The sequence below is a fragment of the Limnothrix sp. FACHB-1083 genome (assembly GCF_014696485.1).
Lineage (GTDB): Bacteria > Cyanobacteriota > Cyanobacteriia > CACIAM-69d > CACIAM-69d > CACIAM-69d.
Map to the genome: position 1 here is coordinate 387204 of NZ_JACJQD010000002.1, position 25896 is coordinate 413099.

General features: G+C 55.8%; 20 protein-coding genes and 1 tRNA gene. 9 read left to right on the forward strand and 12 right to left on the reverse strand.

Features of this window, described 5'->3' with window-relative positions:
• Positions 1-33 precede the first annotated feature (33 nt).
• A complete protein-coding gene (locus H6F46_RS03665; protein ID WP_190353582.1) occupies positions 34-627 on the reverse strand; it encodes a flavodoxin family protein in 594 nt (197 codons plus the stop codon).
• Positions 628-770: 143 nt separating this feature from the next.
• Here H6F46_RS03665 and H6F46_RS03670 point away from each other — a divergent pair, with 143 nt between their 5' ends.
• Together H6F46_RS03670 and H6F46_RS03675 are read left to right on the forward strand one after the other, a co-directional pair.
• Positions 771-1157 (forward strand): helix-turn-helix domain-containing protein, encoded by a 387-nt coding sequence (locus tag H6F46_RS03670; RefSeq protein WP_190353583.1) that lies wholly within the window; start codon positions 771-773, stop codon positions 1155-1157.
• A gap of 115 nt (positions 1158-1272) precedes the next feature.
• Positions 1273-2976, forward strand: coding sequence for a DUF262 domain-containing protein (locus H6F46_RS03675; protein ID WP_190353584.1), 1704 nt, complete (start codon positions 1273-1275; stop codon positions 2974-2976).
• 32 nt (positions 2977-3008) lie between these two features.
• Here H6F46_RS03675 and H6F46_RS03680 read toward each other — a convergent pair whose 3' ends face one another.
• A complete protein-coding gene (locus H6F46_RS03680; RefSeq protein ID WP_190353585.1) occupies positions 3009-3683 on the reverse strand; it encodes a Uma2 family endonuclease in 675 nt (224 codons plus the stop codon).
• A gap of 189 nt (positions 3684-3872) precedes the next feature.
• Here H6F46_RS03680 and H6F46_RS03685 point away from each other — a divergent pair, with 189 nt between their 5' ends.
• Positions 3873-4457 carry a Crp/Fnr family transcriptional regulator gene (locus H6F46_RS03685; protein ID WP_099533885.1) on the forward strand — a complete coding sequence of 195 codons (585 nt, stop codon included), beginning with the start codon at positions 3873-3875 and terminating at the stop codon, positions 4455-4457.
• A 131-nt stretch (positions 4458-4588) separates the two neighbouring features.
• On the opposite strand, the gene H6F46_RS03690 is transcribed toward H6F46_RS03685, so the two are convergent.
• The 3 genes from H6F46_RS03690 to chrA form a co-directional block, all read right to left on the reverse strand.
• Positions 4589-5527 (reverse strand): glycosyltransferase family 2 protein, encoded by a 939-nt coding sequence (locus H6F46_RS03690; protein ID WP_190353586.1) that lies wholly within the window; start codon positions 5525-5527, stop codon positions 4589-4591.
• Between the two features lie 192 nt (positions 5528-5719).
• Positions 5720-6673 (reverse strand): glycosyltransferase family 2 protein, encoded by a 954-nt coding sequence (locus H6F46_RS03695; protein ID WP_190353587.1) that lies wholly within the window; start codon positions 6671-6673, stop codon positions 5720-5722.
• A 101-nt stretch (positions 6674-6774) separates the two neighbouring features.
• Positions 6775-8019 carry a chromate efflux transporter gene (chrA, locus tag H6F46_RS03700; protein WP_190353588.1) on the reverse strand — a complete coding sequence of 415 codons (1245 nt, stop codon included), beginning with the start codon at positions 8017-8019 and terminating at the stop codon, positions 6775-6777.
• A gap of 345 nt (positions 8020-8364) precedes the next feature.
• On the opposite strand from chrA, the gene H6F46_RS03705 reads away from it, so the two are divergent.
• On the forward strand, positions 8365-9285 hold the full coding sequence (locus tag H6F46_RS03705) for a PhzF family phenazine biosynthesis protein (protein WP_234406980.1): 921 nt from the start codon (positions 8365-8367) through the stop codon (positions 9283-9285).
• Between the two features lie 10 nt (positions 9286-9295).
• Here H6F46_RS03705 and cysC read toward each other — a convergent pair whose 3' ends face one another.
• From cysC to H6F46_RS03720, 3 genes are all read right to left on the reverse strand, one after another.
• A complete protein-coding gene (cysC, locus tag H6F46_RS03710; RefSeq protein WP_190353589.1) occupies positions 9296-9859 on the reverse strand; it encodes an adenylyl-sulfate kinase in 564 nt (187 codons plus the stop codon).
• Between the two features lie 179 nt (positions 9860-10038).
• Positions 10039-10326 (reverse strand): photosystem II assembly protein Psb35, encoded by a 288-nt coding sequence (gene psb35 / locus H6F46_RS03715; protein ID WP_234406981.1) that lies wholly within the window; start codon positions 10324-10326, stop codon positions 10039-10041.
• Positions 10327-10372: 46 nt separating this feature from the next.
• A complete protein-coding gene (locus tag H6F46_RS03720; protein ID WP_199291367.1) occupies positions 10373-12808 on the reverse strand; it encodes a transglycosylase domain-containing protein in 2436 nt (811 codons plus the stop codon).
• A 489-nt stretch (positions 12809-13297) separates the two neighbouring features.
• Between H6F46_RS03720 and H6F46_RS03725 the strand changes: the two genes are divergently transcribed.
• Complete coding sequence (locus H6F46_RS03725; RefSeq protein WP_199291368.1) at positions 13298-13756, forward strand: hypothetical protein; 459 nt, start codon at positions 13298-13300, stop codon at positions 13754-13756.
• Between the two features lie 89 nt (positions 13757-13845).
• Here H6F46_RS03725 and H6F46_RS19755 read toward each other — a convergent pair whose 3' ends face one another.
• Together H6F46_RS19755 and H6F46_RS03735 are read right to left on the reverse strand one after the other, a co-directional pair.
• A complete protein-coding gene (locus tag H6F46_RS19755) occupies positions 13846-16395 on the reverse strand; it encodes a prolyl oligopeptidase family serine peptidase (RefSeq protein ID WP_347278274.1) in 2550 nt (849 codons plus the stop codon).
• A 685-nt stretch (positions 16396-17080) separates the two neighbouring features.
• Positions 17081-19270, reverse strand: coding sequence for a calcium-binding protein (locus H6F46_RS03735; RefSeq protein ID WP_190353590.1), 2190 nt, complete (start codon positions 19268-19270; stop codon positions 17081-17083).
• Positions 19271-19583: 313 nt separating this feature from the next.
• Between H6F46_RS03735 and uvrC the strand changes: the two genes are divergently transcribed.
• The 4 genes from uvrC (at position 19584) to H6F46_RS03755 (ending at position 24473) form a co-directional block, all read left to right on the forward strand.
• On the forward strand, positions 19584-21671 hold the full coding sequence (uvrC, locus tag H6F46_RS03740) for an excinuclease ABC subunit UvrC (RefSeq protein WP_190353591.1): 2088 nt from the start codon (positions 19584-19586) through the stop codon (positions 21669-21671).
• Between the two features lie 431 nt (positions 21672-22102).
• On the forward strand, positions 22103-22477 hold the full coding sequence (locus H6F46_RS03745; RefSeq protein ID WP_190353592.1) for an STAS domain-containing protein: 375 nt from the start codon (positions 22103-22105) through the stop codon (positions 22475-22477).
• Positions 22478-22516: 39 nt separating this feature from the next.
• The gene (locus H6F46_RS03750; protein WP_190353593.1) at positions 22517-23068 is read left to right on the forward strand and encodes a GNAT family N-acetyltransferase; all 552 of its coding nucleotides are present in this window, start codon (positions 22517-22519) and stop codon (positions 23066-23068) included.
• A gap of 268 nt (positions 23069-23336) precedes the next feature.
• On the forward strand, positions 23337-24473 hold the full coding sequence (locus H6F46_RS03755) for a hypothetical protein (protein ID WP_190353594.1): 1137 nt from the start codon (positions 23337-23339) through the stop codon (positions 24471-24473).
• Positions 24474-24760: 287 nt separating this feature from the next.
• On the opposite strand, the gene H6F46_RS03760 is transcribed toward H6F46_RS03755, so the two are convergent.
• Positions 24761-24833, reverse strand: a tRNA-Ala gene (locus tag H6F46_RS03760).
• Between the two features lie 87 nt (positions 24834-24920).
• Complete coding sequence (gene hslO, locus H6F46_RS03765; protein ID WP_190353595.1) at positions 24921-25823, reverse strand: Hsp33 family molecular chaperone HslO; 903 nt, start codon at positions 25821-25823, stop codon at positions 24921-24923.
• Positions 25824-25896: the final 73 nt, after the last annotated feature.

Here is a 25896-nt window from a genome sequence, read left to right on the forward strand (position 1 = left end):
TTCATTCCCTTTCGATGAATTAGATAGCTTGCCCTAGCTGCCACGATGGCGCTGGGCGATCGTGGCAATCCGCTGACCATATTTCTCAGCCGTTAAGCGATCGCCTGGGTGAACGATCGCTTCACCACCATTGGGATTCAGATCGCTTTGACCCATCACCCCCAAAAACGACCCGAGGCGATTCACCCCCTCATCACTGCCCACGTATTGGCTCGGCATTTCAGCCGCCCCCACCCAGATCATCCCGTGCTGGGCTGCATTGATCGCCATGTATAGCAACGTGCCCTGCTTGTCGCCGCTGGGCGAGCCGGAGTGGGTGAACCCGCCAGCGATTTTGTCCTTCCACTGTTGGGCAAACCAAGCTGAGCTGGCCGCATCCACAAACGCCTTGAACTGGGCCGCCACACCGCCCATATAGGTGGGCGACCCAAACACGATCGCATCCGATCGGGTCAAAGCATCCAGCATCTCCGGATCTTTCCAACGCCCCTCGGTAATCTGCGCGCCGGTAATCCGCAGCAACTCGGCCGTCACACCGTCCACTTGGCTGGCTCCCCGCGCCACCGATTCCGCCATCAGATGGGTGTGCCCAGATCCCGAAAAGTAGACCACTGAGATCGTCGTCATAAAAACCTCAATACGGACTGGAAACGAGCGGCCTCGGCCCGTAGCGCCGATCCTAGAAGTCAATGCCAACTAAAGTAAAGTAGGAACCTAAAAGTAACTAGCTTCCTTTTTACGCCCAAAATTGAGTCTGGAACTGCTTGCCCATGCCTCGCCCCTCCAAAGAAGTGAAGTGCTGCCCCGTCAGCCTGTTGATGGATATTTTGTCTGGCCCCTGGACGCTATACCTGCTGTGGGTGATGACGACGAAGGGGCCGATCCGTTTTGGAGCTTTGAAGCGGCAAGTGAAGGGCATTTCCACCAAAGTGCTCACGGAGCGGCTGCGGCGGCTGGAGCGTGAGGGGCTAATTTATCGCCACTACGAAGCGACCGTGCCGCCCCAAGTCAGCTATGGCCTGACCGATCGGGGGCTGGAACTGGTGCAGGTCTTGGATCAGCTCGGCGACTTGGCCCTGCGCTGGTATGGCGACGGAGCGATCGCCCTGTGTAACCCCGACTCCGAGGCCGCTGAAATTGTCGTGAACTATCCCTAGGAATCGATCGCTCAACTGTCCCGGTTAGCGATCACACGGGCTGGATCGTTTTACCCAATTCGTAAATTCCTATAATTTCAGCAGTAGGAACAAAAAATAGCACTCGACCTAATCTATGGCTCCGATTCACCTGCTTGATACCCGCACCGCCAGTTTTGGCGACCTACTAGGCAATGGTAAACGTTATCAAGTTCCGCTATTCCAGCGTGATTACTCTTGGACTGAAGAGAATTGGGAAGATCTTTGGCAGGATATTTTGGGCTTACATCAGAATCCCAAGACTAGCCATTACATGGGAGCAATCGTCCTACAAAATTCTAGAGAGTCTGATAAAGAATTTACTATTATTGATGGTCAACAGCGATTAGCGACTCTGAGTATTATCGCAATTGTAGTCATTAATAAAATTAAAACTCTAGCAAGTCAGGGCAACAAACCAGAAGAAAATCAGGAGAGGCAAGAAATTTTGAAACGAACCTATTTGAGTGATAAAGATTCTATTTCATTACGTTATTCAAGCAAAATTCGTTTGAATGGCAATAATAATGGATTTTACCAAGATTATCTAATTAATTTGAAGCAACCAAGAAATATTCGCTCTCTTCCCAAATCAAATCAACTCATTTGGCAAGCCTTTGAATATTTTTCAAAACAGATTGATCAACATTCAGAAATAGTAAAAAGCGGGGAAAATCTTGCTGAATTTCTCACAGATATTATTGCTCGTCGGCTACTGTTTATTCAAATCAGCGTAGAAGATGAACTCAATGCTTATACAGTATTTGAGACTTTAAATGCGCGGGGACTGGAGCTCAGTTCAACAGATTTACTTAAAAATTATCTATTCTCGCTAATACGAAGTTCGGGTGACTTGAAGGCACTACAACGCCAATGGCAGATGATTATTAATACCGTACGAATGGAGAAATTTCCTGAGTTCCTGCGGTACTATCTCAGTCTTGAGCAGCCATGGGTTAGACGAGAACGACTCTTCAAAATTGTTCGAGAATCTGTCAAAAATGGTCACCAAGTGTTTGACCTAATAGACCAACTTGAAAGCTACAGCAGCCTATTTGTTGCTCTTGGCAATGCCCAGGATGATTTTTGGCGCGAAACACCTGCTAATCGGGCCTACATTCGAGAATTAGAGTTGTTTCGGGTGAAGCAAGCTTATTCGATTTTATTTGCTGCTCATGGCAAATTTTCTGATGTAGACTTCACACGACTTCTGAAGCTGATTAGTGTGCTTTCTTTTCGATATACGGTTGTTTGTGGTCTGAATCCCAGTGAACTAGAGAAGGTTTATAACCAGGTTGCGATCGCGATTCAAAGTTCAGAAATTACAACTCCTAAGCAAGTCTTTGAAAAACTGCGATCGATCTATGTTTCCGATGAAAAATTTGCACAGGACTTTGAGCTGCTGACGGTTGCTACGAGAGGGCAACAGAAAAAACTGGCTCGCTATATTCTGTGGAAGCTCGAAAATGACGCAGCCAATCAAGAGATTGTTGAAGAGAGTTTTTCGATCGAACATATTTTGCCCGAATCACCGGAGCAGGATTGGCTCGATGATTTTACCGATGCTCAAATCACTGACATGGTGTACCGATTGGGCAATTTGACTCCCCTAGAGCCGCCTCTGAATCGACAAATTGGGAACCAGTCTTACACCACCAAGCGGGATGTTTATCCAACGAGTGCCTATCGCCTAACTCAAGAGATTTTGGCTGAAGAATGGACTCCGAATGCGCTGGCAAATCGCCAGAAACAACTAGCCAAACGAGCGGTACATATCTGGCGATCAGACTTTGCGACCTAGCAGCAATTGCCAATTAATTTCGCTACTTAATCCTAGGAACCGATCGCCTGGAATTGTTCCATGAGCCAGCGGATTGTGTCTGCGTCATCGTTGCGATCGGTGCGTTCCAAGGCCTCCGCGACGATCGCCATCGACAGCCCCGGCAACACCTGGGATTCCTCGATCGCCCGGCTGCCTCGATCGGCGATCGCGAAAGCGATCACCTGTCGCTCATTGGCGTTGATCACCCAATATTCCCGCACGCCCAATTGTTCGTAGAGCAAGCGTTTGGGGCCGAGATCGTCGTTGAAGCTGCTGGCTCCCACTTCCACCACCAAGTCCGGCGGCCCAAACCGATCGAGGTCGATCGGCTCGTTGCCCTTGGGTGGCCACTCGGGGCGATCGCCCACATAAACCGATAAATCAGGCTGGCATTCTTGAGCGCCGGTTTTTCGCAAGCTCACGTTCAAGTAGCGCACCACTCGCATCTGCCGTACCAGGGCATAGAACGCCACAATGTCGGTGGGCGGCAGGTTTTGGCGAGCGTGGTCATGGCCTAAAGGAGTCATCTCAAAGCGCATCCGGCCGTTGTAGTAGTAGCTGCGGCGATCGGGTGGGGCGGCGGGGTCATGGGCGATCGCCAGGAATTCGTCCCAGGTGGCGGGCAACCATTGATCCAGCGGTGGATCTGTAATGGTGGCAGGTGGTGGCGTTGTGGCAAGGGTCATGGGAGAGTCCCCCAGCGATCGGGCGGTGACTGTTTCCAGTGTAGCGAGGCGTTTGATCGCAACCGGCCAACAGGGCTAATCAACAGTTGATGGCCATTGGTTGACGACCATTGATGGCTATTCGGCCCCAATCGGCTAAACTACGGTTAGTCGATCGGAAAACCGGCTTATTAAGCCGTCAGATTAGCCATGACCGCTGTTGCTTCCCTCCATCATCCTCTTCTGTCCAAAGGAACCCGCCTGTTTTTGCGGCGATCGCCCTTGCCCCTCGCGCCCGATCGCCTGTGGCAAATCGAATCCGGCGTGGTGCGCACCTTGGCTTGGTTAGATGACGAATCCTTGGTCACTTTGGGGCTGTGGGGGCCCGGCGACTGGGTGGGCGCGCCCCTCTCCAACGTGGCTCACCACCACGCCGAGTGTCTGACGGATGTGAAGGTGCGGTCTGTGCCGATCGGCCAATGGGCCCCTAACCCTTCAGACCTGTTACGCCGCAGCCAACGCACCGAGGAACTGCTAGCCATCCGCAGCTATCGGCGCGTTGAAATGATGCTTCTGAAATTGTTGGACTGGCTGGGGCAACATTTCGGCCGCAACACCCAAAATGGTCGTGAGATTGACTTGCGGCTGACCCATCAGGATTTTGCTGATCTCCTGGGAGCCACCCGAGTCACCATCACCCGCGCCTTTGGGCAGTTAGAGCGCCAAGGATTAGTCACCCGATCGCTCCATCGAATTGTGTTGTGCCCCGATCGAACATGGCACTACGAAATCTAGTTCTCCCTCGATCGCGCAATAGCACCCAGATGCAACCGGCAAGTCATGATTGGCGGGAGACCTAGGGACTGATTGATGACCAATTCCTAGCCATGATTCATCGCAGGTTCTGGGGAAGTGAGTTGGGGAACTTAAGCTGAATCTCGAAATCCCAGCCGATTACTGACTAAGTAATAGGGCCGCTGTTTTACTTCGTCATAGATTCGACCAATATATTCTCCTAGGATCCCCAGGAAAACCAATTGAATTCCCCCCATAAAAAAGGTTGTGGTCAAACCATAGGCCCAATCTAGAAAGCTATGGCCCAAAACAAATTTGAAATAGAGACCGATCAACCCCAAGGCAAAGGCAATCAGCGCACAAAGCAGACCCACATAAACCGTAATTCGTAAGGGAATGACGGAAAATGAAAAGATGCCATCAAAGGCCAATTTAAACAATTTGCTGATAGTAACCCGAGGTTCGCCACTGAAGCGGGGCCCCCGTTCCACCACCACTCCCGTTTGTCGAAACCCGGCATAGGCCCGCAAACCACTGAGGTAGCGATTACGCTCGGGCATGGATCGCAGAGCCGCCGCCACTTTGCGATCCATGAGCGAGAAAATCCCAGCATCAAGGGGCAAGGTCAACCCAGACAGATAATTTAAGAGGCGATAAAACAATCGAAAGGCAAGGCGTTTAAGGATGAATTCTTTGCGTTTACGACGAATGGCATAAACCACATCATAGCCCGCTTGCCACTGTTCCACGAAGGATAAAATGGCGCTGGGCGAATCTTGTAAATCACCATCCATTAAGATCACCGCATCCCCTTGGGCGTGATCAATGCCAGCAGCAAGGGCGCATTGATGGCCGAAGTTGCGAGAGAGCTGCAAGAGGCGAACTTCAGGATCGCGATCGATCAAATCCTGCACAATTTTGGCAGAGTGATCAACACTACCGTCATCTACAAAGATAATTTCAGCGGGATCTGCTAGTTGATCAAGGGTGGCGCGGAGTTGTTGCCATAATTCCAAAATTGTTGCTGCTTCATTAAAAATTGGAATCACAATCGAGTAGCGAGGTTTCACGGTGTTTACCCTGTCGAACCGCTAGAGAGTATCTGAGAATTATCTTGGGAAATGTGTGCTGATTGATAACTTTGAAATTGATAATCTTGAAAAGGATGATTTTTAAAAGTAAAAGTGCCCTCTGATGAAAAAAGCTGAGTCATCAAGGCGATCGGGCGGTGGTGCGGTTCCTAGGGTTGATTGAACTGGGATTTAGCTGGATTTTGCGGGGCGATCGAACCCGATGACTTCTGACAGGGTATAGAGAGGGCGGCCTTTGACTTCTTCATAAATTCGCCCCACATATTCCCCCAAAATGCCAATGCTGACGAGCTGGACGGCTCCGAGGAAGAAGATGGCGATCGCGATCGCGGCAAAGCCTGTGACGGGGGATTGGGGTTGGGAAATGCGCCAGTAGAAAACCATGGCGGCCATGACCAGGGCGATCGCAGCGGAAAGCAACCCCAGGTAAACCGACAGCCGCAGGGGCGCTTTGGAGAAGGACACTAACCCATCGATCGCCAGCCGCGCCGATTTGCGGAAGGTATATTTCACTTCTCCGGCAAAGCGTGGATCGCGGTGAAACTGCACGGCGGTTTGTCGAAAGCCCACCCACGATCGGAGGCCACGGATATAGCGATTGCGTTCGGGCATGGTGTTGAGCAAGTCCACCACGGCGCGATCGAGCAGGCAAAAATCCCCCGTATCGGTGGGAATTTCAATATCCGCCAGTTGCTTGAGCAAGCGATAGAACCCATAGGCGGTGAACCGCTTGAACCAGGTTTCTTTCTGGCGGGAAACCCGTTGGGCATAGACCACTTGATAGCCCGATCGCCATTGTTCGAGCATTTCAAAAATCAGTTCCGGCGGGTCTTGCAAGTCCGCATCCAGAATCACCACCACTTGACCTCGGCAGAAGTTCAAGCCGGCCGTGACAGCGATTTGGTGACCAAAATTGCGGGCTAAGGAGAGATAGCAAACCCGAGAATCTTGGTCTTGCAGCTCGCGGATCATGGCTAGGGATCGATCGCGGCTGCCGTCATTAATTAACACCAGCTCAAAGGGCCCATCCAATTGCTCACCCACGGCCACCACGCGCCGATATAACTCTGCGATCGTTTCCTCTTCGTTGAAAATGGGCACAATCAGCGAGTAGCGCGGGTTCATAGAACAAGAGCCTAAAGGTCGCAGCAGCAGGGATCGGCTCTCAGGATACGCTGTCTTTGGCCTGGCGTTCAGGTTTCTTGGGCCTGGATCAAGGGGTAGACTTAGCCGATCGCGCCGGGAACCAATCCCAACAACACCCCTGCAATTGCCCCGCAGGCCAACACCTGCCAAGCCGCCAACCGCCACCGCAACAGGCCCACCATTCCCAAAATTAAGAGCGCCCCGGTGGCCGCCGAAAGCCAAGCCACCCCTCGATCGATTTGGAGAGCGGCCTGCACCAAAGGCAGAGTAACCGCCAAAATGGCCCCGAGCACGGCGGGTGTGATCCCTTGTAAGAAGGCGCGTACCCAAGGATTATGGCGCGATCGCCGCAACAGGGGCGCGGCCAACCCCACAAAGCCAAAAGAAGGCAAAAAAACCGCGACGGTGGCGGTTAGGGCCCCGAGAACACCGGCCACTTTGTAGCCCACAAAGGCGACGGTGAGCAGGACAGGGCCGGGGGTGACCTGCCCGATCGCCACGCCGTGCAAGAACTCGGGACGGGTCAGCCAGCCCAACCGCTGCACCACTTCCAATTCCAGCAAGGGCACGATCGTTAGCCCACCACCAAAGACCAGGGTTCCCGCCCGCAAGAACGTGCTGATCAGTTCGGGGCCGTAGGTGTGGATGCGTTCCCAACCCCAAAAGCTGGCAACGGTCAGGGATTCCGGCGGCAAGGCGGCAACAAAGGTGGGCAGCAAGATGCCCCAAGGGCCGATCGCCCCTAAGGCGGAGCGGCGCGGCCCAAAAAACACCAACCCGGCTAGTCCCGCCAAGACAAAGGCCCACAAGATTCCCCCAGTGCTGAACCGCAGCAGCCCAAAAGTGCCCAGGGCGATCGCCCAGCGGATCCAAGGGCGATCGCCGCCCAGCAAAACCTTGCGCCCCAATTTCCAACAAAAGGTCAAGACAATGGCCACCACGGCCGGGGAAATGCCCAAAAACAGGGCGGAAACGGCCGGTAATGCCCCATAGCGAAAGTAGGCCCAAGCAAGGGCCACCACCATCACCCAAGCGGGGGCAATGAAGCAGAGGCCTGCCAACAGGGCCCCGAGCCAACCGGCACGGCAATAGCCGATGTAGATGCCGAGTTGGGTGGAGGCGGGGCCGGGCAACATTTCGCAAACGGCAATGCCTTCGGTGAATTCTTCCGCCGTTAGCCAACCCCGCTGCACCACCACGGCTTCATTCATCAACGCCATGTGGGCTTGGGGGCCGCCAAACCCGGTCACACCCAAGGTAAGAAAGAGGCGGGCCAGTTCCCGCAGTCGATCGGGCAAGGAAGGGGTGGGCGATGCGGCAGTCATGGGCCAAGCAAACTCCATCAAAACCATCACATCCCAGCAGCCTAACGGACAGGGCGATCGAACCTAGGTATTCTGGCCAACATTGCTCTTGATTAGCGATCGGGCAATTTGGACAGTCAGGGATCGTAGGCTCAATGGGTTGATTGGGCACAATGGCGCTGCAAAATCACGCGGCAACGTTTTAGTTCGATCGGGCTAATGAACGGATGATTGCAGACGGTTAATCACCAATAATCACATAATCACAGAAGTTTGATTGCAAACGGTTAATTGCAAACGGTTAATTTCAAATCAATAATTTCCACCGGCTCAGGCGGTGGTGTTGGCAAGCTGGAGACTTTGACCTTGACCCTTTCCCCGATCGGCGATCGCTTTTACACGGCCGATGTATTTACAACCCAAGCCTTTGGGGGCAATCCCCTGGCGGTGTTCCCGCAGGCCAGCGGCCTGAGCGAGGAACGAATGCAGGCGATCGCCCGAGAGCTGAACCTGTCGGAAACGGTGTTTGTTTTGCCGCCGGAAACGCCCCAGGGTACTCGACGGCTGCGCATTTTTACGCCAGGGGGCGAAATTCCCTTTGCTGGCCACCCCACGGTGGGCACAGGCTATGTTTTGGCCAAAATTGGCGAAATTAGCCTCACGGGTGATGACACTCGTTTGATTTTTGAGGAAGGGGTGGGGCCCGTGCCGGTGACAGTGCGATCGCGGGCGGGACAACCGATCGCCAGTGAGTTAACCGTGGCTCAATTGCCGGTGGTGGAACCCTGGCAGGGAGATCGCGCGGCCATGGCTCGGGCGATCGGGCTAACGGTGGCGGATTTGACCGTGCCGGGCTGGGAACCGGCCACGGCTTCCTGTGGCTTGCCCTTCACGGTGATTCCCCTGCGCGACTTGGCGGCCCTGAACCGGGCCCGCTTGCAGATCGGCCCCTGGGAAGAAACCTTTGGATCCACGGCAGCCCCCCAGTTGTATTTGGTGACGGGGTTAACGGGCGATCGCCCCCTGACGGTACGAATGTTTGCTCCGGCCTTGGGCATTGCGGAGGATCCCGCCACCGGCTCGGCGGCAGCAGCCTTGGGGGGCTATTTGGTTCAGGGGCGATCGTTTCCCGACGGCGAACCGTCTTGGGCCATTGCCCAGGGGGCGGCGATTCAGCGGCCCAGCGAATTAACTGTGACGGTACGAATCGCCCAAGGGAATATCACCGAGGTGCGCGTGGGGGGCAGCTCGGTGCTGGTGTCGGAAGGGGTAATGTATCGCGCCTAATTCTGGCTGCCTAGTCCTGGCTGGGTAAATAACCCAAACGATCGAGCGCGGCCAACACCTGTGCCGTGCAATCCTCTAGGGAATCCCGATCGGTGCGGCATTCCACCTCCGGTTGCTCCGGCGCTTCGTAGGGATCATCAATGCCCGTGAAGCCTCGAATCAAGCCCGCCCGCGCCTTGGCATAGAGGCCCTTCACGTCCCGCGATTCGCAAACCGCCAGGGGGGCATTGACATAAACTTCCACAAACTGCCCAATCATCGATCGCACCTCTTGGCGAATGGCGCGATAGGGCGAGATGGCGGAAGCGACCACAAACACCCCATTCCGAGTCAGCAGATGAGCCACGAAGCCAATGCGCCGGATATTTTCATCGCGGTCTTCTTTGCTGAACCCCAGGCCCTTGCTCAGGTGTTGCCGCACCAGGTCGCCATCCAGAATTTCCACGCGCTGCCCCCGGGCTTTGAGGGCCTCGGCCACGGCCTGCCCGATCGTGGTTTTGCCCGCGCCACTCAACCCCGTTAACCAAATGGTTGCGCCGATCGTCGAAGCTGGGTTTGCCGTTGAAGATTCCATATCAAACTGCTTTAAAAGTGCGTCTCATTGACACTCCCCGGTCTAAAGACGCGGGGATTTTTGAATGAATTCGCGAAAGACTCTCAAAGGCATTGTCAAAGTGCCTCTATCCGCCTGGCTAGGCCTCCAGGGGCGGCCCCGCACAGCCACGCGGCAGCAGCCCGCCCCGATCGGGAAGATTACTCAGCCGTAGATGAATCTTGTGAATTGGTGGTCTCTTCCTTGTCCGTTGGTTTCAGGTCGGGCACAAAGTCGGGCCGGTCTCTGCCTTCCCAGCCCGCCGGACGCTTGGAGTTGTACCAGGCGATCGACCCGATCGACACCGCCGCAATGAACCCCACAACATAGACCGCCACAAACGCCCAAGGAAAACCCTGGCTCACGCCGGGCAGTGCCAGCAACTGGGAGGTCACCAACGAGCCAAACAACGTCGGCAAGGAATGGCCAAACAACAGGGCGGTGTCCATAAGGATTACAAAAAGTTACAAACCACTATCCAAACACAACAATACCCTAAGGGCTACCACCGCCGTCGCTGGTGGTGGGGGGTGCGACGGGTGGTGGGGGTGCAACCGGGGGCGGCGGCGGTGCAGCCGGGGGCGGCGGGGCAACGGGCGGCGGCGGTGGGGCAACGGGTGCTGAACGAACCGGGGTCGCCGGTTCCGAAGTTCTGGAGCGGGCTGGGGCTACCGCCGGACTTGGGGCACTGGAACGCGGGGAACGGCGCTCACCTTCACCACGGCTCTCTTCGCCACGACCCGATCGCGATTCACCGCTCCGGGGTTGCGGGGAACGCTCCGATGAACTGCCGCTCCGGGGTTCCTCTTCGCGCTCCTCCCGTTGACGACGCTTCAGATCGTCCTCGGAAGCGGCCTGGCCTTCCCGGGAACCCCGATCAGCCCGTTTCTTGGGTCGGAAGCGACGGCCAGACAGGTTCGGCAGCTTGTCAAAGGTTTCCACCTTGAACCCCTTCACGGCCTCTTTCATGAAGTCGTTCCAAGTGGCCGCCGCCGCCGCACTGGCTCCATAGGTGGGTTGGTTATTGTCATTCCCCAACCAAACACCGGTCACCAATTGCGGAATGAAGCCAATGAACCAAAGATCCCGCGCCTTATCCGACGTGCCGGTTTTACCCGCCACCGGGCGACCTTCCAGGGCTGCGGGGGCCCCAGTTCCGTCATTCACCACCTGCTGCAACATCCAGTTGATGATCGCCGCATCGTTGGTGTTCAAGGCTACGACGGGGGTCGTTTTGTTTTCATAGATCACCTGACCTCGGCGATCGCGAATCCGCCGAATGCCGTAGGTGGGGAAATGTTTACCCTTAGCGGCCAATGTGCCATAGGCCGCCGTCAGTTCCAGCAAATTCACCTCCGAAGCCCCCAGGGCCAAGGAGTAGGTGGGCTTTAACTCTGACTGAATGCCCATCTTGCGGGCCAGGTCAATCACGTTTTCCCGCCCCACATCCAGCATCACCTTCAGGGCGATGATGTTCACGGATTTGGTCAAAGCCGCAGTGGCTGACTGCCAACCGGAGAACTTACCGCTAAAGTTTTTGGGTTCGTATCCCCCAATGCGATAGGGTTCGTCCGCATAACCCGCATAGGGAGACATCCCCGCTTGGATGGCGGCGCTGTAGACGAAGGTTTTGAAGGTGGAGCCGGGCTGCCGTTTGGCTTGGGTGACGCGGTTGAATTGGCTGGCGGTGAAATTGGTGTCTCCGCTGCCCACCATGGCTCGAATTTCCCCGGTGCGCGGATCGATCGCCACCAAAGCCCCTTGGGAAAATCGTTGATATCGACCGCGTTTTTGGACAGCCTCTTGCACCGCGCGGGTGGCGACTGTTTGCCAGTCGGGGCGGAGGGTGGTTTCAACGGTCAGACCGCCGCGCTCAATCACTTCCGAAGGCAGGTGTTTGGGCAGCTCTTGCAGGATATAGGACGTGAAGTGCGGGGCCGTGACGATCAGGCGGCGCGGAATTTTTTGGTTGAGGGTAATTGGCTCGCTTTGAGCTGCGTCCGCTTCAGCCGCGCTCAGGAAGCCGGCCACCACCATTCGATCGAGCACAATGTTCCGGCGCTCTTTGGTAATTTCCGGGTTAACCAGGGGCGAAAAATAGCTCGGGGCGGGAGCCAAACAGGCCAGGGTTGCCATTTCCGCCAGGGTGAGGCGATCGAGGCTTTTGCCAAAGTAAACCCAAGCCGCATCGGAAACCCCATAGGCTCCGGAGCCGAGATAGACCAAATTCAGGTAGCTTTCGGCGATTTGGTCTTTGGTGAGCGATCGCTCCATTTTGGCCGCCAACAGCGCTTCTCGCAGTTTGCGGGTGGCGCTGCGCTCTTGGTTCAGGAAAACAATCCGTGCTAGCTGTTGGGTGATGGTGCTGCCACCTTCCACCACCTCTCCCGCGAGCAGGTTGGTCCAGGAAGCGCGCAAAATCCCGATCGCATCAACCCCGTCATGCTCATAAAACCGCCGATCTTCAGCGGCCATAAACGCCTGGAGCAGCTTTTTGGGAATTCGCTTCAGGGGCGTTTTTTCCCGGGTTGCGGGCCCCTGTTGCTGCAAAATCGTGCCATCGGCAGCAATGATCGTGACCGTGCCATCTCGGGAAAACGTGAAGACATCTTGGGCAGAAGGCAGAGTATCTTCAAAGGCTTTGACGGAACGCCAGCCGGCCCAGCCAAGGGCAGTGCTGCCACCTAAAAAACTGATCCCAATCAGGATTCCCCAATATTTACCAAAGGAGCGGGGACGGCCATCGGAGGGGTGGCGGGTCGATCGGGAGGGCAAACGCAACCACCAAGGCCAAGGAAAGGCTGCCCGTTGTGGTGTGGCAACCGTTGGCGGCAGCGTTGGCAATGGATCAGCCGGAGTCGCTGTCGATCCCTCACCACCCTGGCTAGGGGCTGGTGGTAAATCTGTAAATCCCGAATCTGATTGACTCACAGCTTTTCCTCGTTGCTGGCCCGTCGGTGCAGGAGGAGAGAATGCGGCCCGCCGGTTGGCAAATAACTTAACATGACCCCAAGGAAGTCTGAGGAAAAAAGTCGCTCAATGACTTATGAAGTCTAACTTTGGGCTGATTTAGAGTGTAGAAGCCATTGGGTAATATCTGCCTCTGTTGCTTGCCTCTGTATAAGTTGCAAAATCTGCATCATGCCGATGAAGGTTTGGATTCGGGGCGATCGCCTGGAACGGTCTTGTGCTGGCAAATCGAATTGATCGCCTAGAACGATGTCACGCTGACTGGTTCGCAGCAAATTTAGTGCAAATCCAAAGTAAATCCAAAGCTAAGAGGCCGAATGCGCGGGGAATCTAGGGGCTGAAATGTTGACGAGAGAACGAGTTGAGGCGATGCAAGACCGATTCGATCGCGATGATCGTGGCCTTAAGCTGGGTTACTGACCAAAACTCATGAAGTTGATTGATTGCTCTATGAGCCTTCCCTCCCACGTCACCGACTTAAGCAATCAAGATTATTTGGTTTTGGGCTTGGCCACTTGCTTTCTCAAAGAAGAGGGCGAGTTGCAGTCAGTCAGCCTCATTGAGCCGATTCCTTCAGCAGCCCTAGAAACGATTTTGCAAGGCATTCCCACCTCTTATCAGTGGGCGATCGCCCTGCCGATCGAAGCGGCTTTGGCTGCCAGTGCGGCGGGACAGTTGCCGGAAGGGTTCCCGCCCGAATCCCATTGGTGTGCTGATTTTGAACCCCGGGCGATCGCGGCGGCTCGCACCTACCGCAGCCGACCCAGCGCCCAACAACACATCCCGATCGGGCAACGGCGCACGGATTTGAATCACTCGGTCGATCGCAAGCGTGTTCTGAACGCCAACAGCATGGTGCGCCCCGAAGACAACGTGAAGCAACATGCCTACACCCATCAAGTGCTCTAGCCTTGGGGGTCAGCTAGCTGGTTGAGAGGGATTCAGAACTGCCGAGTCAGGATTGGATTGCCCAGCCCAGTCGGGACAAACTCACAGCTCTAGGGATGGGCATGGGCTTGCTGAAAATCCATCCGTAGCCGCTGCACCGTGGAAGTGCCAATATACAAATCACACCAACGGGCCATCTCCCACAACACATGACCGATCGCTTCCTGGGACTCGTAGGCGTGGTCTTCGTAGGGCAGCAGCACCAGCCGCGCTGTTCCCCCTAATCCGCGCATGGCATCATACATCCGTTCACTTTGAATGGGATAAGTACCAGGATTAGAATCTCGCTGACCATGAATCAGGAGCAGGGGTTCATTAATGCGATCGGCAAAGGTGAAAGGAGATAGACGGGTGTAGGTTTCTTGGGCTTGCCAGTAGGTGCGTTGTTCGCCCTGAAACCCAAAGGGGGTGAGGGTACGGTTATAGGCTCCGCTACGGGCAATCCCGGCCCTGAAGAGATTGGTATGAGCCAGCAGGTTGGCCACGGTGAAAGCTCCGTAGGAATGGCCCCCCACTAACAATCGCTTGGGGTCGGCAATGCCGCGATCGACCACATAGTTCACCGCCGCTTCGGCTCCCGCGATCAGTTGCTCAATGTAGGTGTCATTGGGTTCTGCGCCGTTTTCACCCACGATCGGGAGGCTAGGATCGAGCAATACCCCATAGCCCAAGGCCAACAGAAACAGGGGTGAATCGGCTTCAGGGCGACTGAAGAAGTTGGCGGAGGTGGTGACCTGCCCGGCGGTGTTGCGATCGGCATATTCTTCGGGATAAACCCAAAACACCATGGGCAAGGGCCCATCCCGATCGCGTTCGTAACCGGGAGGCAGATAGAGCGTGGCGGAGAGGGGAACACCATCAGCCCGCTGGTAGTAGACAATCTCTTGCTGAATGTCAGCCAAGGCGGGGATGGGATCGGCAAATTGGGTCAAGGGCTGGGCTGGGCTTTCGGAACTGGCTAAGTTCCGCAAAAAGTAATTGGGAGCCTCGCGCTGGGATTGCCGTTGGGTGAGCAGTTGCCCCTGACTGAGCAGGTCGATCGGGTATTCATAGTAAGGATCAGTGGCCTGCCACAGCCGTTCCGTTTGATTGGTTACCAAGTTCCAGCGGTCTAAAAACGGATGGATGCCCTGAGGCGAGGCCCCTTGACCCACGAGGTAAAGGGATTGTTGATCGGTCGCCAACCGCAACACCTCAAGACCATAGGGCCCTTGAGCCATCAAAGGGTCGCCGGGGTCACGGTATCGATCCTGATAGTTGCGATCGCCCCGCAGCACGGGGGCCGCGCCGGGGCGATCGGGAGCCACTTGCCACAACCGCACCCGCCGTTCATCGAACCAAAATTCCTCAATCAGGGCCAGGTTGCCATTGCCCCACCAGGCATAGCGAAACCGAAATGAGGACTGCCAAAGCCGCTGAGGTGGCTGATCCAAGGCAGTGGCTTCCTGGACGTAGAGAGCATCCCGATCGGTTGCGGCCTGTCCTGGATTGCCCCCGTCCAGGGCTTCAACCCAATAGAGCGTGGCGGGGCGATCGGTTCGCCACCCAAATAACCGTTTACCCGGTCGCACAGCATCAAAACCGAGCGGTAAGTTATCCGCCAAGGGCAAGCGGGTCAAGATCTGCGATCGCCCTTGGTTTCGCCCTTGATTGAGGTGATGCAAGGCAATGCGACGGGGAAAACGATCAATCGGTACCTTATAGGAAAAAGGCGTTTCCACCGTTTCGACCAGCAGATGTTGACCGTTGGGCGAGGGTGTAACGTGGTCGTACAAATCCGGGGGGAGCAGTAATGAGCGACGACCCTGTAGATCAATCTGCTCGATCGTGGCGCTTAGGTAATGCTTCAGGAGGGCCTCATCGTGGGGGCTGTTGAGCAGATTGGTGTAGGTGCGATTGGGCGATCGTTGTCCATCGTGATCCTCAATGATCGGCCCCTCAGGCGGCACTGGCATGGGTGGAGGCGCACCCCGATCGGTGGGAATGACCTTACAAACCAAGCCCTCTGTCCCCGGCAACCAATCGCAGGGCGGCCCGTAAGCCCCATTCAAGATTGGCCCCGTCAACATTCGGGAGCTAGCCGTTTCCAAATCAATGATCCACAATTCCAGCCCGCGATCGGTCGTTCGAGTTAGGGCCAGCGATCGGCCGTCCCGTGACCAGCGCAGATTACTGAGGCGACTGTTAGCCGGTAAAGATACCGCCTGCCGTTGTCTTGTACTTAGCTCAGTAATTGTTATGCCGCGATAGTAAGTCCCCAGCGAGGGGCCGTTCGTTTGGGGATTAATGCGCAAACCGGCCAAGGGTAAAGCCGGAGCAGCCAGATCAACAAGGGCCGCCATCCCCACCGGTAACAGCTCGATCATGTAGCGCCGGTTAGGGGAAACCATCACGATCGGCGTGGCCGGTGCTTTCAGCATTTGATCGATCGGTGGCGGTGCGGGTTGCCAACGGGCCGCCCCAGTCACCGACGGTAACTTCACCGATGGTTGTGCCAAAACCGATGATTCAACCCATCCCCAACCCATGACTGTGGCCAAACATCCCAGAACTGACCACCAGCGCGATCGATATCGGCTCGATCGATCTCCATCCACCACAGGCCTCACACTCCTGACTAATCAAAAACGGCAAGCAATCCAACTCCACCAGTCGCATCAACCATGACCGCGTTCTTGTTTGCCCCTTAAAAATCAATACTCGAATCAATAAACCCCACGCTGACATCCCAGTCGGGTCATGCTCAACACAAGCAAGATCTCAACTCAATTAACAAATACAAGGCGACCCCGTTTTTACGGTCAAGAATTCTCTTAAAGGCATTAATTTCGTCCTAGGTTTAATGACTTTAAGAGCCTAATTAACCCATCTTAGTCCTGATTACAGATCCTTTATAACCGATCCGATTTCCGTGAGTAGAACCAATGGGACGCAATCAAAAGCATCATTTTTTACATAGACAAATTGGCATTTTTTAAATCAGAGATTAGGATTTCACCACAACCTAACCCTGATCAGCCATTGATTAATATCCCGAATTTGACATAGTAATGACTTACGGAAAGTACCGCGTCAAAAATATAGCTAGCTTGACTAAGTTTGCAAATATTTCAGAACTCTGATCAATTTCTAACATTTTCCCCAACGACTGCTGCCTACCTTCTGACACGGTTTAAGCGGGCGATCGGCCCTAATCACCCAAAGAAAAACTCCCCAGACCCGGAATCCGAGCTGGGGAGGAAAGGCAGAGCCGAAACCCTGCCTTGAGAGTCAATCTGCCAAACCTTAGAAGATCACGATATCGCGACCGTAGGTCAGGTCGGTGACAGGTGCGCCGCCCTTGAGCACTTGCGCGAACGGAATCGGTAGCCCCGCAGTGATAGGAGGATTAGTCCCAATGCTAGCGGAAACGTTTCCACCGACGAACAGGACACCCGAAACAGGCGAAATCGGCAACAATTGGTACTGAAGCGTACCGATTGTGTTCGTACCACCACCAGGGCCAACCAAAGTGGCGTTGGTACCAGCCGAGAGAGTTCCATTGAGGAACACAGGAGTTGGGTTAAAGACGAACTGAGAGCCTAGTTGGTTACTGTTAGCTAGGAAGGTTCCAGTAGTGCTAGTAGTTCCGCCACCACTCGTAGTAGTAGTACCACTCAACAACACCGGAGCATTTGCAGTACGAGTGTACAAAATGCCGCTGGTTCGGTCATAGAGGAGTGATGCGTTTACGTTCGCGCCGACAAAGTTCGTGCCAGCACCGTTGAAGGACTCAAACACCCCTGGCGAGTTAGCATTGAGGGTCACTGAGCCGTTGGTAAACAGCTTCGCTTCAAGACGAATTTGGTCAACTCCGGCTTCAAAGTCAGTGATGGTATCGAAACCACTAACCGCGTAACCGTAGCCAGACTGGGGCAGCAAGAAGGTATTTGTCCCAACGGAACTGCCAAAGGTCGGGGGCACTAAAGTTCCGGGCCCACCAGTTGTACCGTAGGTCAGGGTTAGAGCAGCACCATAGGGAACGTTGGAAGTGAATACTGCAGTTCCGTTGCCACTGATTGTGCCACCACCACCAGCAAACGAGTAGCTGTAAGCATTTGAATTAGTGCCTACTCCATCAATGCTAGCACCCGGGAAGGCCGCGTTGTATGCAACAGTAAAAGTGCCACCAAACGCAGTTGGTGACTGGAATGTAGCATTGTTGAACGTTGTCGAAACAAGGTTCGTGAAGCGTTCCCCACGGAACAAGAACACATCAGCGCCAGCGCCACCAGTTAGACTATCGGCGTTGCCCAGACCTTCCAGAGTGTCGTTACCAGCGCCACCGGTCAGGGTATCGCGGTTCGGGGTACCGGTCAGGAACAAGCCAGTGCTGCCTGCGATGATCGTAAAGGGAGCGGTACCCGAGATGATCGTGTCACCTTCGCCGGGGTTGAAACCGGAGATTGCGCCACCGGCCAACACGTTGAAGGTATCGCGACCAGCGCCGCCCACCAGGGTGACGTTCGACCCTTGGGAAACCAGCGAGTCATCACCAGCGCCACCTTGGATCGTGTTCGCACCAGCGCCGACCAGGGTGTCACCCAGGCTGCCGGCAATCAGCACGTTACCCGAACCCGTGATGGTGGGCAGGATTTGCAGGAAGTTCTTGCCACCGCCACCGGAAGCAGTCGAGAAGGCAGCACCACCGTCAAAGGTGATCGTATCGTCGCCTTCGCCACCAGCCAGGGTGTTGTTAGCACCGGTGTTGCGGAGGATATCGTTACCCAGGTCGCCAGAGATGAAGGCACCCGAGCCGCTAGCGGTCAACACGTCAGCGCCCGAGCCGCCGTATACGGAGTCAGCGGCACCAGCCGTGATCGTATCGTTGCCTTGGTTACCGAACAGCAGGGTACGGCCACCACCGGTGATCGCATCGTCGCCGTCGCCACCGTAAACCGTGGTTGCACCAGCAACGCCGGAACCGCTCAGAACGATGTTGTCATTGCCGCGATCGCCGTACAGCAAACCACCAACGGTCGAGGTCAGGGTGTCGTTGCCTTGACCGCCGTAAAGGGTGTCGGCCCGGTTGCCAGCTACCAGTGCATCGTTGCCTTGGTTACCGAACAGAGCCGAAGGACCAACGGGGTTAGCAACCAGCGAGTCATCGCCTTCGCCACCGTACATGGTGTCGCCACCACCAGCAGTCGAACCGCCGATGATGCCAGTGGAGCTGGAGTCGCCAACAATCGTGTCGTTGCCGCGATCACCATACAGCAGCGAGCCGCCGCGGCTGCGGATAATGTCAGCGCCTTGACCGCCGTAGATGGTGTCACCACCAGCTTGGCTGATCAGCGAGTCAGCGCCTTGGTTACCAAAAATTGCGTTACGACCGGCGGTGCTACTGACGAGCGAGTCAGCATCCCCCAGACCGATCAGGGTATCTACGCCAGACCCAATCAAAAAGTTGGGTAGGTTGTTGCCGAACTGAGTCACTTATTCCACTCCTCTGAAATTTGCTGTAGCTGTATGTCTGTGCTTGTACCAAACGATCGACAATTCAGCGTTGCATCCAGTGACAGGCAGCTTATGAGCTTTCTGTTGATCTGAGACTGCCAAAAAGACTCGTACAGCCAGCGCAAGTTTACCTTAGGTTGACTGATACTGTCTAGCTGAAGCCCTTGACGACTAGGCTCTCCAATGGGTTCCCCAAGATTCACGGGAAAATTGGGAGAGGTGGTGGAGATCGTGGCTCAGGTTATGGGGCATTGTACAGGGGTGGGATGATTTTGATGAAATTCGGGTCAGCATGGGCGTTAATCAACGGTTGCTCATTCACGATCGCCCCCGTTTGGTGACCCGCTTGGCCGAGTTGCCTCGGGAGCCGGGGGTTTATTTCATGAAGGATGATCGCGATCGCATCCTTTATATAGGCAAGTCCAAAAGCCTCCGATCGCGGGTTCGCTCTTACTTCCGGCCGTTTCAGGGTCAGTCCAACAAGCCGATCGGGGAGCAACTGCACAGTCCGCGCCTGGAACTGATGGTGCGGCAGGTGGCGGAGATTGAATTCATCGTTACCGATACGGAATCGGAAGCCCTGGCCTTGGAGGCCAACCTGATTCGGCAGCATCAACCCCACTTCAACACGCTGCTGAAGGATGACAAGAAATATCCCTATCTCTGCATTACTTGGTCGGAGGATTATCCTCGGCTGTTCATTACCCGCAAACGCAAGCTGAGCCAACCCGGCGATCGCTACTACGGCCCCTACACCGATGCGCGGGCCTTGCGGGAAACTTTGCGACTGGTGAAGCGTTTGTTTCCCTTGCGGCAACGGCCAAAACCCTTGTTTCGAGATCGCCCCTGCTTGAATTACGACATTGGCCGCTGCCCGGGTGTTTGTCAGGGTTTGATTACACCAGCGAATTACCGCCAAACGGTGCAGAAGGTGGCCATGGTGTTTCAGGGACGATCGGGCGAGTTGATGGAGCAACTCCAGCAGCAGATGATTGCCGCAGCGGAGGAACTGAATTTTGAGCTGGCGGCTCAGTTGCGCGATCGACTGCGAGGCTTGGAACAGTTGGGGGCCGATCGCAAGGTGGAGCTGCCCAACGATCGGGTTTCTCGCGATGCGATCGCCCTGGCCACGAGCGATCGCCATGCTTGCATTCAACTGTTCCAAATTCGGGCTGGGCGGCTGGTGGGGCGGTTGGGTTTTGTGGCGGAAATTCCCGCACCGACCACCACGGCCCCCATAACATCCGAGTCCCGATCGCTCGTTGTCGCCGAAGCGATCGCCCCAGCCGCGACCGAAGTTGCTGCCGAAGCCGAAGCCGCTATTCCACCAGTTATGGCCCCAGCCATTGCCCCCAGCGTTTTGGGGCGAATTTTGCAACAGGCCCTCGAAGAGCACTACAGCACCGTGGAATCCGTTGAAATTCCGGCGGAGATTTTGGTGCAGTACGAATTGCCCGACGGGCCTTGGCTAGCGGACTGGCTGAGTGAGCGCCGGGGCCGCAAGGTGGCGATCGAAACCCCTCAACGGCAACTGAAAGCGGACTTGATTGCTCTGGTGGCCCGCAACGCGGACTACGAGCTAGCCCGCACCCAACGCAGCAGTGATCGAAACCAAGCCGCCCTCCAGGATCTGGCAGATCTCTTGGACTTGCCCGATCTGCCCCGTTGGATTGAGTGCTATGACATTTCCCACATCCAGGGATCCGATGCGGTGGCCTCGCGGGTTGTGTTTGTGGATGGCTTGCCTGCCAAGCAACATTACCGTCATTACAAAATTCGGAACCCTGAAATTGGCCCCGGCCACTCCGATGACTTCGCCAGCTTGGCGGAAACCATTCGGCGGCGATTCCGCGATTACCAACCCCGTAGCGCACCCAATGCGGCGCTGAGCGTTTTGGGTGGGCGTGAGCGTCAAACCCAAAATTGGCCAGATTTGGTTGTGATTGATGGAGGCAAGGGGCAACTGTCGGCGGTGGTTGCCGTGTTGCGGGATCTGGATTTGTTGGATGAGCTGCGGGTGGTGAGCCTGGCTAAAAAACGCGAGGAAATCTTTTTGCCCGAAGAATCCCAGCCCCTACGCACGGATCCAGAGCAGCCGGGGGTGCAGTTGGTGCGCCGTTTGCGGGACGAGGCTCACCGATTTGCGGTCAGTTTCCACCGCCAAAAACGCACGGAACGAATGCGGCGATCGCGCCTCGAAGAGATTCCCGGCTTGGGACACCATCGCCAAAAGCAACTGTTAGCCCACTTCCGCTCGATCGACTACATCCGCGAGGCTACACCTGCCCAGTTACAGGAAGTCCCTGGAGTTGGCCCCCGCTTGGCCCAACAAATTTATGAGTACTTTCATCCGAGTGATTTGGCCGGCACGGTTTCGTGATTGCCGCCTTTAGTCGATCGCCCAGCGGCGGGCGCAACCTGGCTCCGGGGGCCACGCTGGGGTTCATCAACAGAAAACTGGGTTGATCGCAACGTTTCAGCCCCTTGACTCCCTGAGCCAACAGCCCGATCGAGGAGCAGCGGCTGGAACCATCACCGCCCGTCTCAGGTCGTAATCTCCGAACCTTTTCCAGGGTGTGCCGGGCCGCTCTCTTGACAAAATAGCCTTGGTAACGGGCAACGATCAGGGGTACGCCCCATTTGGTAGTCCAGTTAGCCCCGTGTAACTTGCGATCGCGATTACCCTATTAGGGCGATCGCCGCCGCACCTCCACTCTCCTCCAATTAGCAGAATAGACCCGTGGCTCGAAACACGGGGCCGGCCCCGAGCCGGTTGTTAATGCTCGCTCTCTAGGAAGGTTTATGGTGCCCATGATGTACAGCCCTCATGTACTCGAACTCCAAGGTCGCTGCGACACCCACAGCAGCGCCGATCTGCGTCAACAATTTGAGCAACTGGCCCAGGAAGTTAGCGCTACGGACACTTCCGCCCCGGTTTGGTTGCTGGATTTATCTCAGGTGAGTTCAATCGACAGTTCCGGTCTTTCAGCGTTCATTGCTGGTTTCAAATTGGCTCGACAGCAGGGTGGAGCGCTGCTCTTCTGTGCGCCCTCGGATCCGGTGCGGATGGTGTTTGAAATTGCTCAGCTCGATCGGGTGTTTCCCATCTACGAATCGCAAGCGGCGGCATTGGCCGCTTGGGAACAACAAACCCTGGAGCCGACTTTTAATCCCTTGGCGGCCTAGTGAAAACCGCTTGGGTTGGAATCCTGCCTGTTAGATGCCATGGAAGCAGTGTTTAAGGGGTTTCGGATTCAGGATTGGCAACCTCGCGATCGGGCGGCTGCCGCAACTGTGATCCGTACTGTGCTGACGGAGTATGGTCTGCCTTGGGAACCGACAGGGGCCGATCGAGATGTCCTGGCCGTGGAAGATTGTTATCTTGCGACCGGGGGAGAATTTTGGGTGATCTATCAAGGGTCGCAGCTCGTAGGCACTGGAGCCTACTATCCGATCGACCGAGGCGATCGCGCGGTTGAGATCCGCAAAATGTATCTGCTTCCATTGGCCCGTGGTCAGGGTTTGGGGCGCTGGCTGTTGCAACAACTGGAGCAAGCTGCGGCTAGGCGTGGCTTCCAGATTGCTTGGTTGGAAACCGCCAGCGTCCTTGCGACGGCCGTGCAATTGTATGAAACCAGCGGCTATCAATTAACCCAAGGGGTTGAAACGCCACGGTGCGATCGTCTCTACTGCAAACCGATCGCCCGTGAATCAATTACCGCCCATCAACCCAGTGCCACAAACTCAATTTCCAAAAACCTATACACAAACTCATAAATTCATGAATTCATTGGCCGATTAGAGCCGGTGGTATGGTTATCGTTGGCTCCACTAGGCTTGGTTAATCCAGCACAATTGGCCTGATTGATCGCATCAGATCGATCGGGTTGGGGATCGAAGATTCGCGAATGCTGAATCACGGATGCTGAATCACAGACGATGAATCACAGATGCCGAATCGTCAGTCGCACCCCAATTGTGCATACCCCAAACCATTGCCCAGGAGTCCATTCAACTAACTCAATCCCTTCAAACTGAATTTCCTATGCTCGCCCTCGACACCCTGCTGCAAGAGTTGAGCACCCTCGCCAGTAGCTACAACAGCTTGGGGACCCGGCTTTCCCTGGCGGCCGGTGAGTTAACCAATTTGGGTACGCCACCCAGTGCCGGTCTGCTCCAGGAAGCTGCCCGCTATCAACAAGTTTTTGAAACCCTGCGCGATCGCGCGATCGCCCTAGCCAAGGAAGCGGGTTTAACAGGGGGAGCCATTCCGGCCAACTTGGTTTCTGTGCGGGAACTGGAAGCCTTTATTCGCTCCTTGATGCCCATTGGATCGCCGGAAGCGGTTCAACAACAGGCGCTGGCCATGCTCGATCGCCTGCTGTCCATTCGCTACAGCGGCAGCAGCGATGCCCAAGGGGCCCTCGAAGATTGCCAAACCCAAGCGCGGCAGGTGCGCGGCCTGGTGGCCACCGCTGTGCCCACGAATTTGCCCCAGGTGGCCATCTCCCTGGTGAAGGGCAATCATCCCCTTTGTGCCCTTTTGACCCTGTTGGAAGAAGCCGATCGCCTAGATGACGATCGCTGGGTGCAACTGGAAGACACCGTGGCCCGCTCCTTTGGGCGATCGCTGGCCGTGGCCGCGTCCCGAGGCAAGCTGCAAGTGGGTGGTCAAGCGGCCCCCGCTCCCCGCGAAGCCCCCAACACCCAAACGGTCGCGCCTTTGCAAGCCAACGATGTGATTTTTGGGGCCACGGCTTCGACAGTTGGCACGGTGGCATTGGAAGTGATGGTACACATCGGCGGCATTGGCGATCGCACCTTCAGCGATCGGGAATTTGCTGGAACCATCGGCGAATCTCGCGCCATCGAAGGGATGCAAATTCGCTTTAAGCAACCGATTCCCGGTTTGGGCATCCGCTACATGGGTCACCTGCAAAGCACTGGTGACACGGCTTGGGTGGGTGAAGGGGAATATGTCGGATCCCGCCGCGAGAGTCGCCGCCTAGAAGGATTCACGATCGAGCTGACGGGCCCCGAAGCCGATCGCTATCAACTCTTCTACCAAGGACACTTTGCCCGCTATGGCAACTCCAATGTGCTGAGTGGTGGCGAATTCTGCGGTTTGCGGGGTGATGGTTTGCAACTCGAAGCGCTGAAGGTTTGGATCGATCGCAAATAATCGCAAATAACATCCAGGCCGGCGCATTGAGACCCAACCCTCTCAGCAACACCGTTCCAGTGATCAACTAGCCCGATCGGGGCCGGTCAATTTGGCCCCTGGCCCCGATCGATGGCGGTGGTTTGCAAGCTGGTTTCATGCCCCCAACCGATCGCCACAGCCCACTAGAGCCAGCCCAGCGCAATCAAGGGCGAGAGCCATCAACCAAACTCTAGCCCTGAAGACCACGCCAAGAATACTGCCGTGGCTTCCAAGATTTAAGTTGTTTCAAATTGTTGAGATCTGAGTGGAGGTTAGCGGACTCGAACCGCTGACATCCTGCTTGCAAAGCAGGCGCTCTACCAACTGAGCTAAACCCCCGCGCCGTGGTGCGGCGAAACCAAGTTTAGCAAATTTTCCGAGAGATGCAAGCCCCCTGCGCAAAAAAGTTGCCCCGATGGCGTTGATCTAGGAATTCGCCGCCTCGGCCCGTAATTCTTGGATCAGTTGCTCCAAGCCTGAAACATCCGTTTGGTAGACCGAATTACAGAAGTGGCAGGTGGCCTCTGCGCCACCGTCCTTGACAATCATGTCCCGAAGTTCATCTTCGCCCAACGTCTTCAGGGCCCGCAGCACACGCTCATTGGTGCAACCACAGTGGAATCGCAACATTTGCACTTCCGGGAAAATTTCCAACCCCATGTCCCCCAACAAATCTTGCAGGATCTCGGGCAAAGACTTGCCGCTCCGCAAGAGTGGAGTGAACCCCTGAAGGGCTTCAATGCGGCTTTCCAACAGCGCCAGGGCCGAATCCTCGATCGAGGCCTGCGGCATGACCTGAATCAGCAATCCCCCGGCCGCCGTCACTCCGTCTGGCTCCACAAACACCCCCAAGGAAAGGGCCGAAGGCGTTTGTTCAGAATTCGCCAAGTAATGCGTCACATCCTCAGCCACTTCCCCGGACACAATTTCCGTGGTGCTGGAATAGGGATAGCCATAGCCAAAATCACGCACAGCGTAGAGGTAGCCTTTCCCGATCGCCCCGCCCACATCGAGCTTGCCCTTGGCATTGGGTGGCAACTCCACACTAGGATTACCCACATAGCCCCGAGCCGTGCCATCACAGCCCGCATCCGCCATCACCACGCCCAAGAGCCCATCACCCCGAAAGCGCAAATTGACGCGAGCTTCCGTGCGCTTCATGTTGGCAGCCAGCAGCAAGCCGGCCGTCATGGTGCGACCCAATGCAGCGGTGGCTACGTAGGATAGGTTGTGCCTGGCGCGGGCTTCGTCGGTCAAACGGGTGGTGATGGCTCCCACCGCGCGGATACCCCCATCGGCGGCAGTGGCTCGGATTAGACGATCGCCCATGACAAAACCCTTACATTTCTTAACCTGCGTTATTAATTCATTGTATCCATTGGATCTGTCCAAATCACTGCAC

Coding starts and splice junctions, on each gene's coding strand:
- H6F46_RS03670 (WP_190353583.1), top strand. CDS start 771: ATGCCTCGCCCCTCCAAAGAAGTGAAGTGCTGCCCCGTCAGCCTGTTG.
- H6F46_RS03675 (WP_190353584.1), top strand. CDS start 1,273: ATGGCTCCGATTCACCTGCTTGATACCCGCACCGCCAGTTTTGGCGAC.
- hslO (WP_190353595.1), bottom strand. CDS start 25,823: ATGGGCGATCGTCTAATCCGAGCCACTGCCGCCGATGGGGGTATCCGC.
- H6F46_RS03725 (WP_199291368.1), top strand. CDS start 13,298: ATGAGCCTTCCCTCCCACGTCACCGACTTAAGCAATCAAGATTATTTG.
- H6F46_RS03750 (WP_190353593.1), top strand. CDS start 22,517: ATGGAAGCAGTGTTTAAGGGGTTTCGGATTCAGGATTGGCAACCTCGC.
- uvrC (WP_190353591.1), top strand. CDS start 19,584: ATGGGCGTTAATCAACGGTTGCTCATTCACGATCGCCCCCGTTTGGTG.
- H6F46_RS03755 (WP_190353594.1), top strand. CDS start 23,337: ATGCTCGCCCTCGACACCCTGCTGCAAGAGTTGAGCACCCTCGCCAGT.
- chrA (WP_190353588.1), bottom strand. CDS start 8,019: ATGACTGCCGCATCGCCCACCCCTTCCTTGCCCGATCGACTGCGGGAA.
- H6F46_RS03680 (WP_190353585.1), bottom strand. CDS start 3,683: ATGACCCTTGCCACAACGCCACCACCTGCCACCATTACAGATCCACCG.
- H6F46_RS03695 (WP_190353587.1), bottom strand. CDS start 6,673: ATGAACCCGCGCTACTCGCTGATTGTGCCCATTTTCAACGAAGAGGAA.
- psb35 (WP_234406981.1), bottom strand. CDS start 10,326: ATGGACACCGCCCTGTTGTTTGGCCATTCCTTGCCGACGTTGTTTGGC.
- H6F46_RS03685 (WP_099533885.1), top strand. CDS start 3,873: ATGACCGCTGTTGCTTCCCTCCATCATCCTCTTCTGTCCAAAGGAACC.
- H6F46_RS03745 (WP_190353592.1), top strand. CDS start 22,103: ATGATGTACAGCCCTCATGTACTCGAACTCCAAGGTCGCTGCGACACC.
- cysC (WP_190353589.1), bottom strand. CDS start 9,859: ATGGAATCTTCAACGGCAAACCCAGCTTCGACGATCGGCGCAACCATT.
- H6F46_RS03665 (WP_190353582.1), bottom strand. CDS start 627: ATGACGACGATCTCAGTGGTCTACTTTTCGGGATCTGGGCACACCCAT.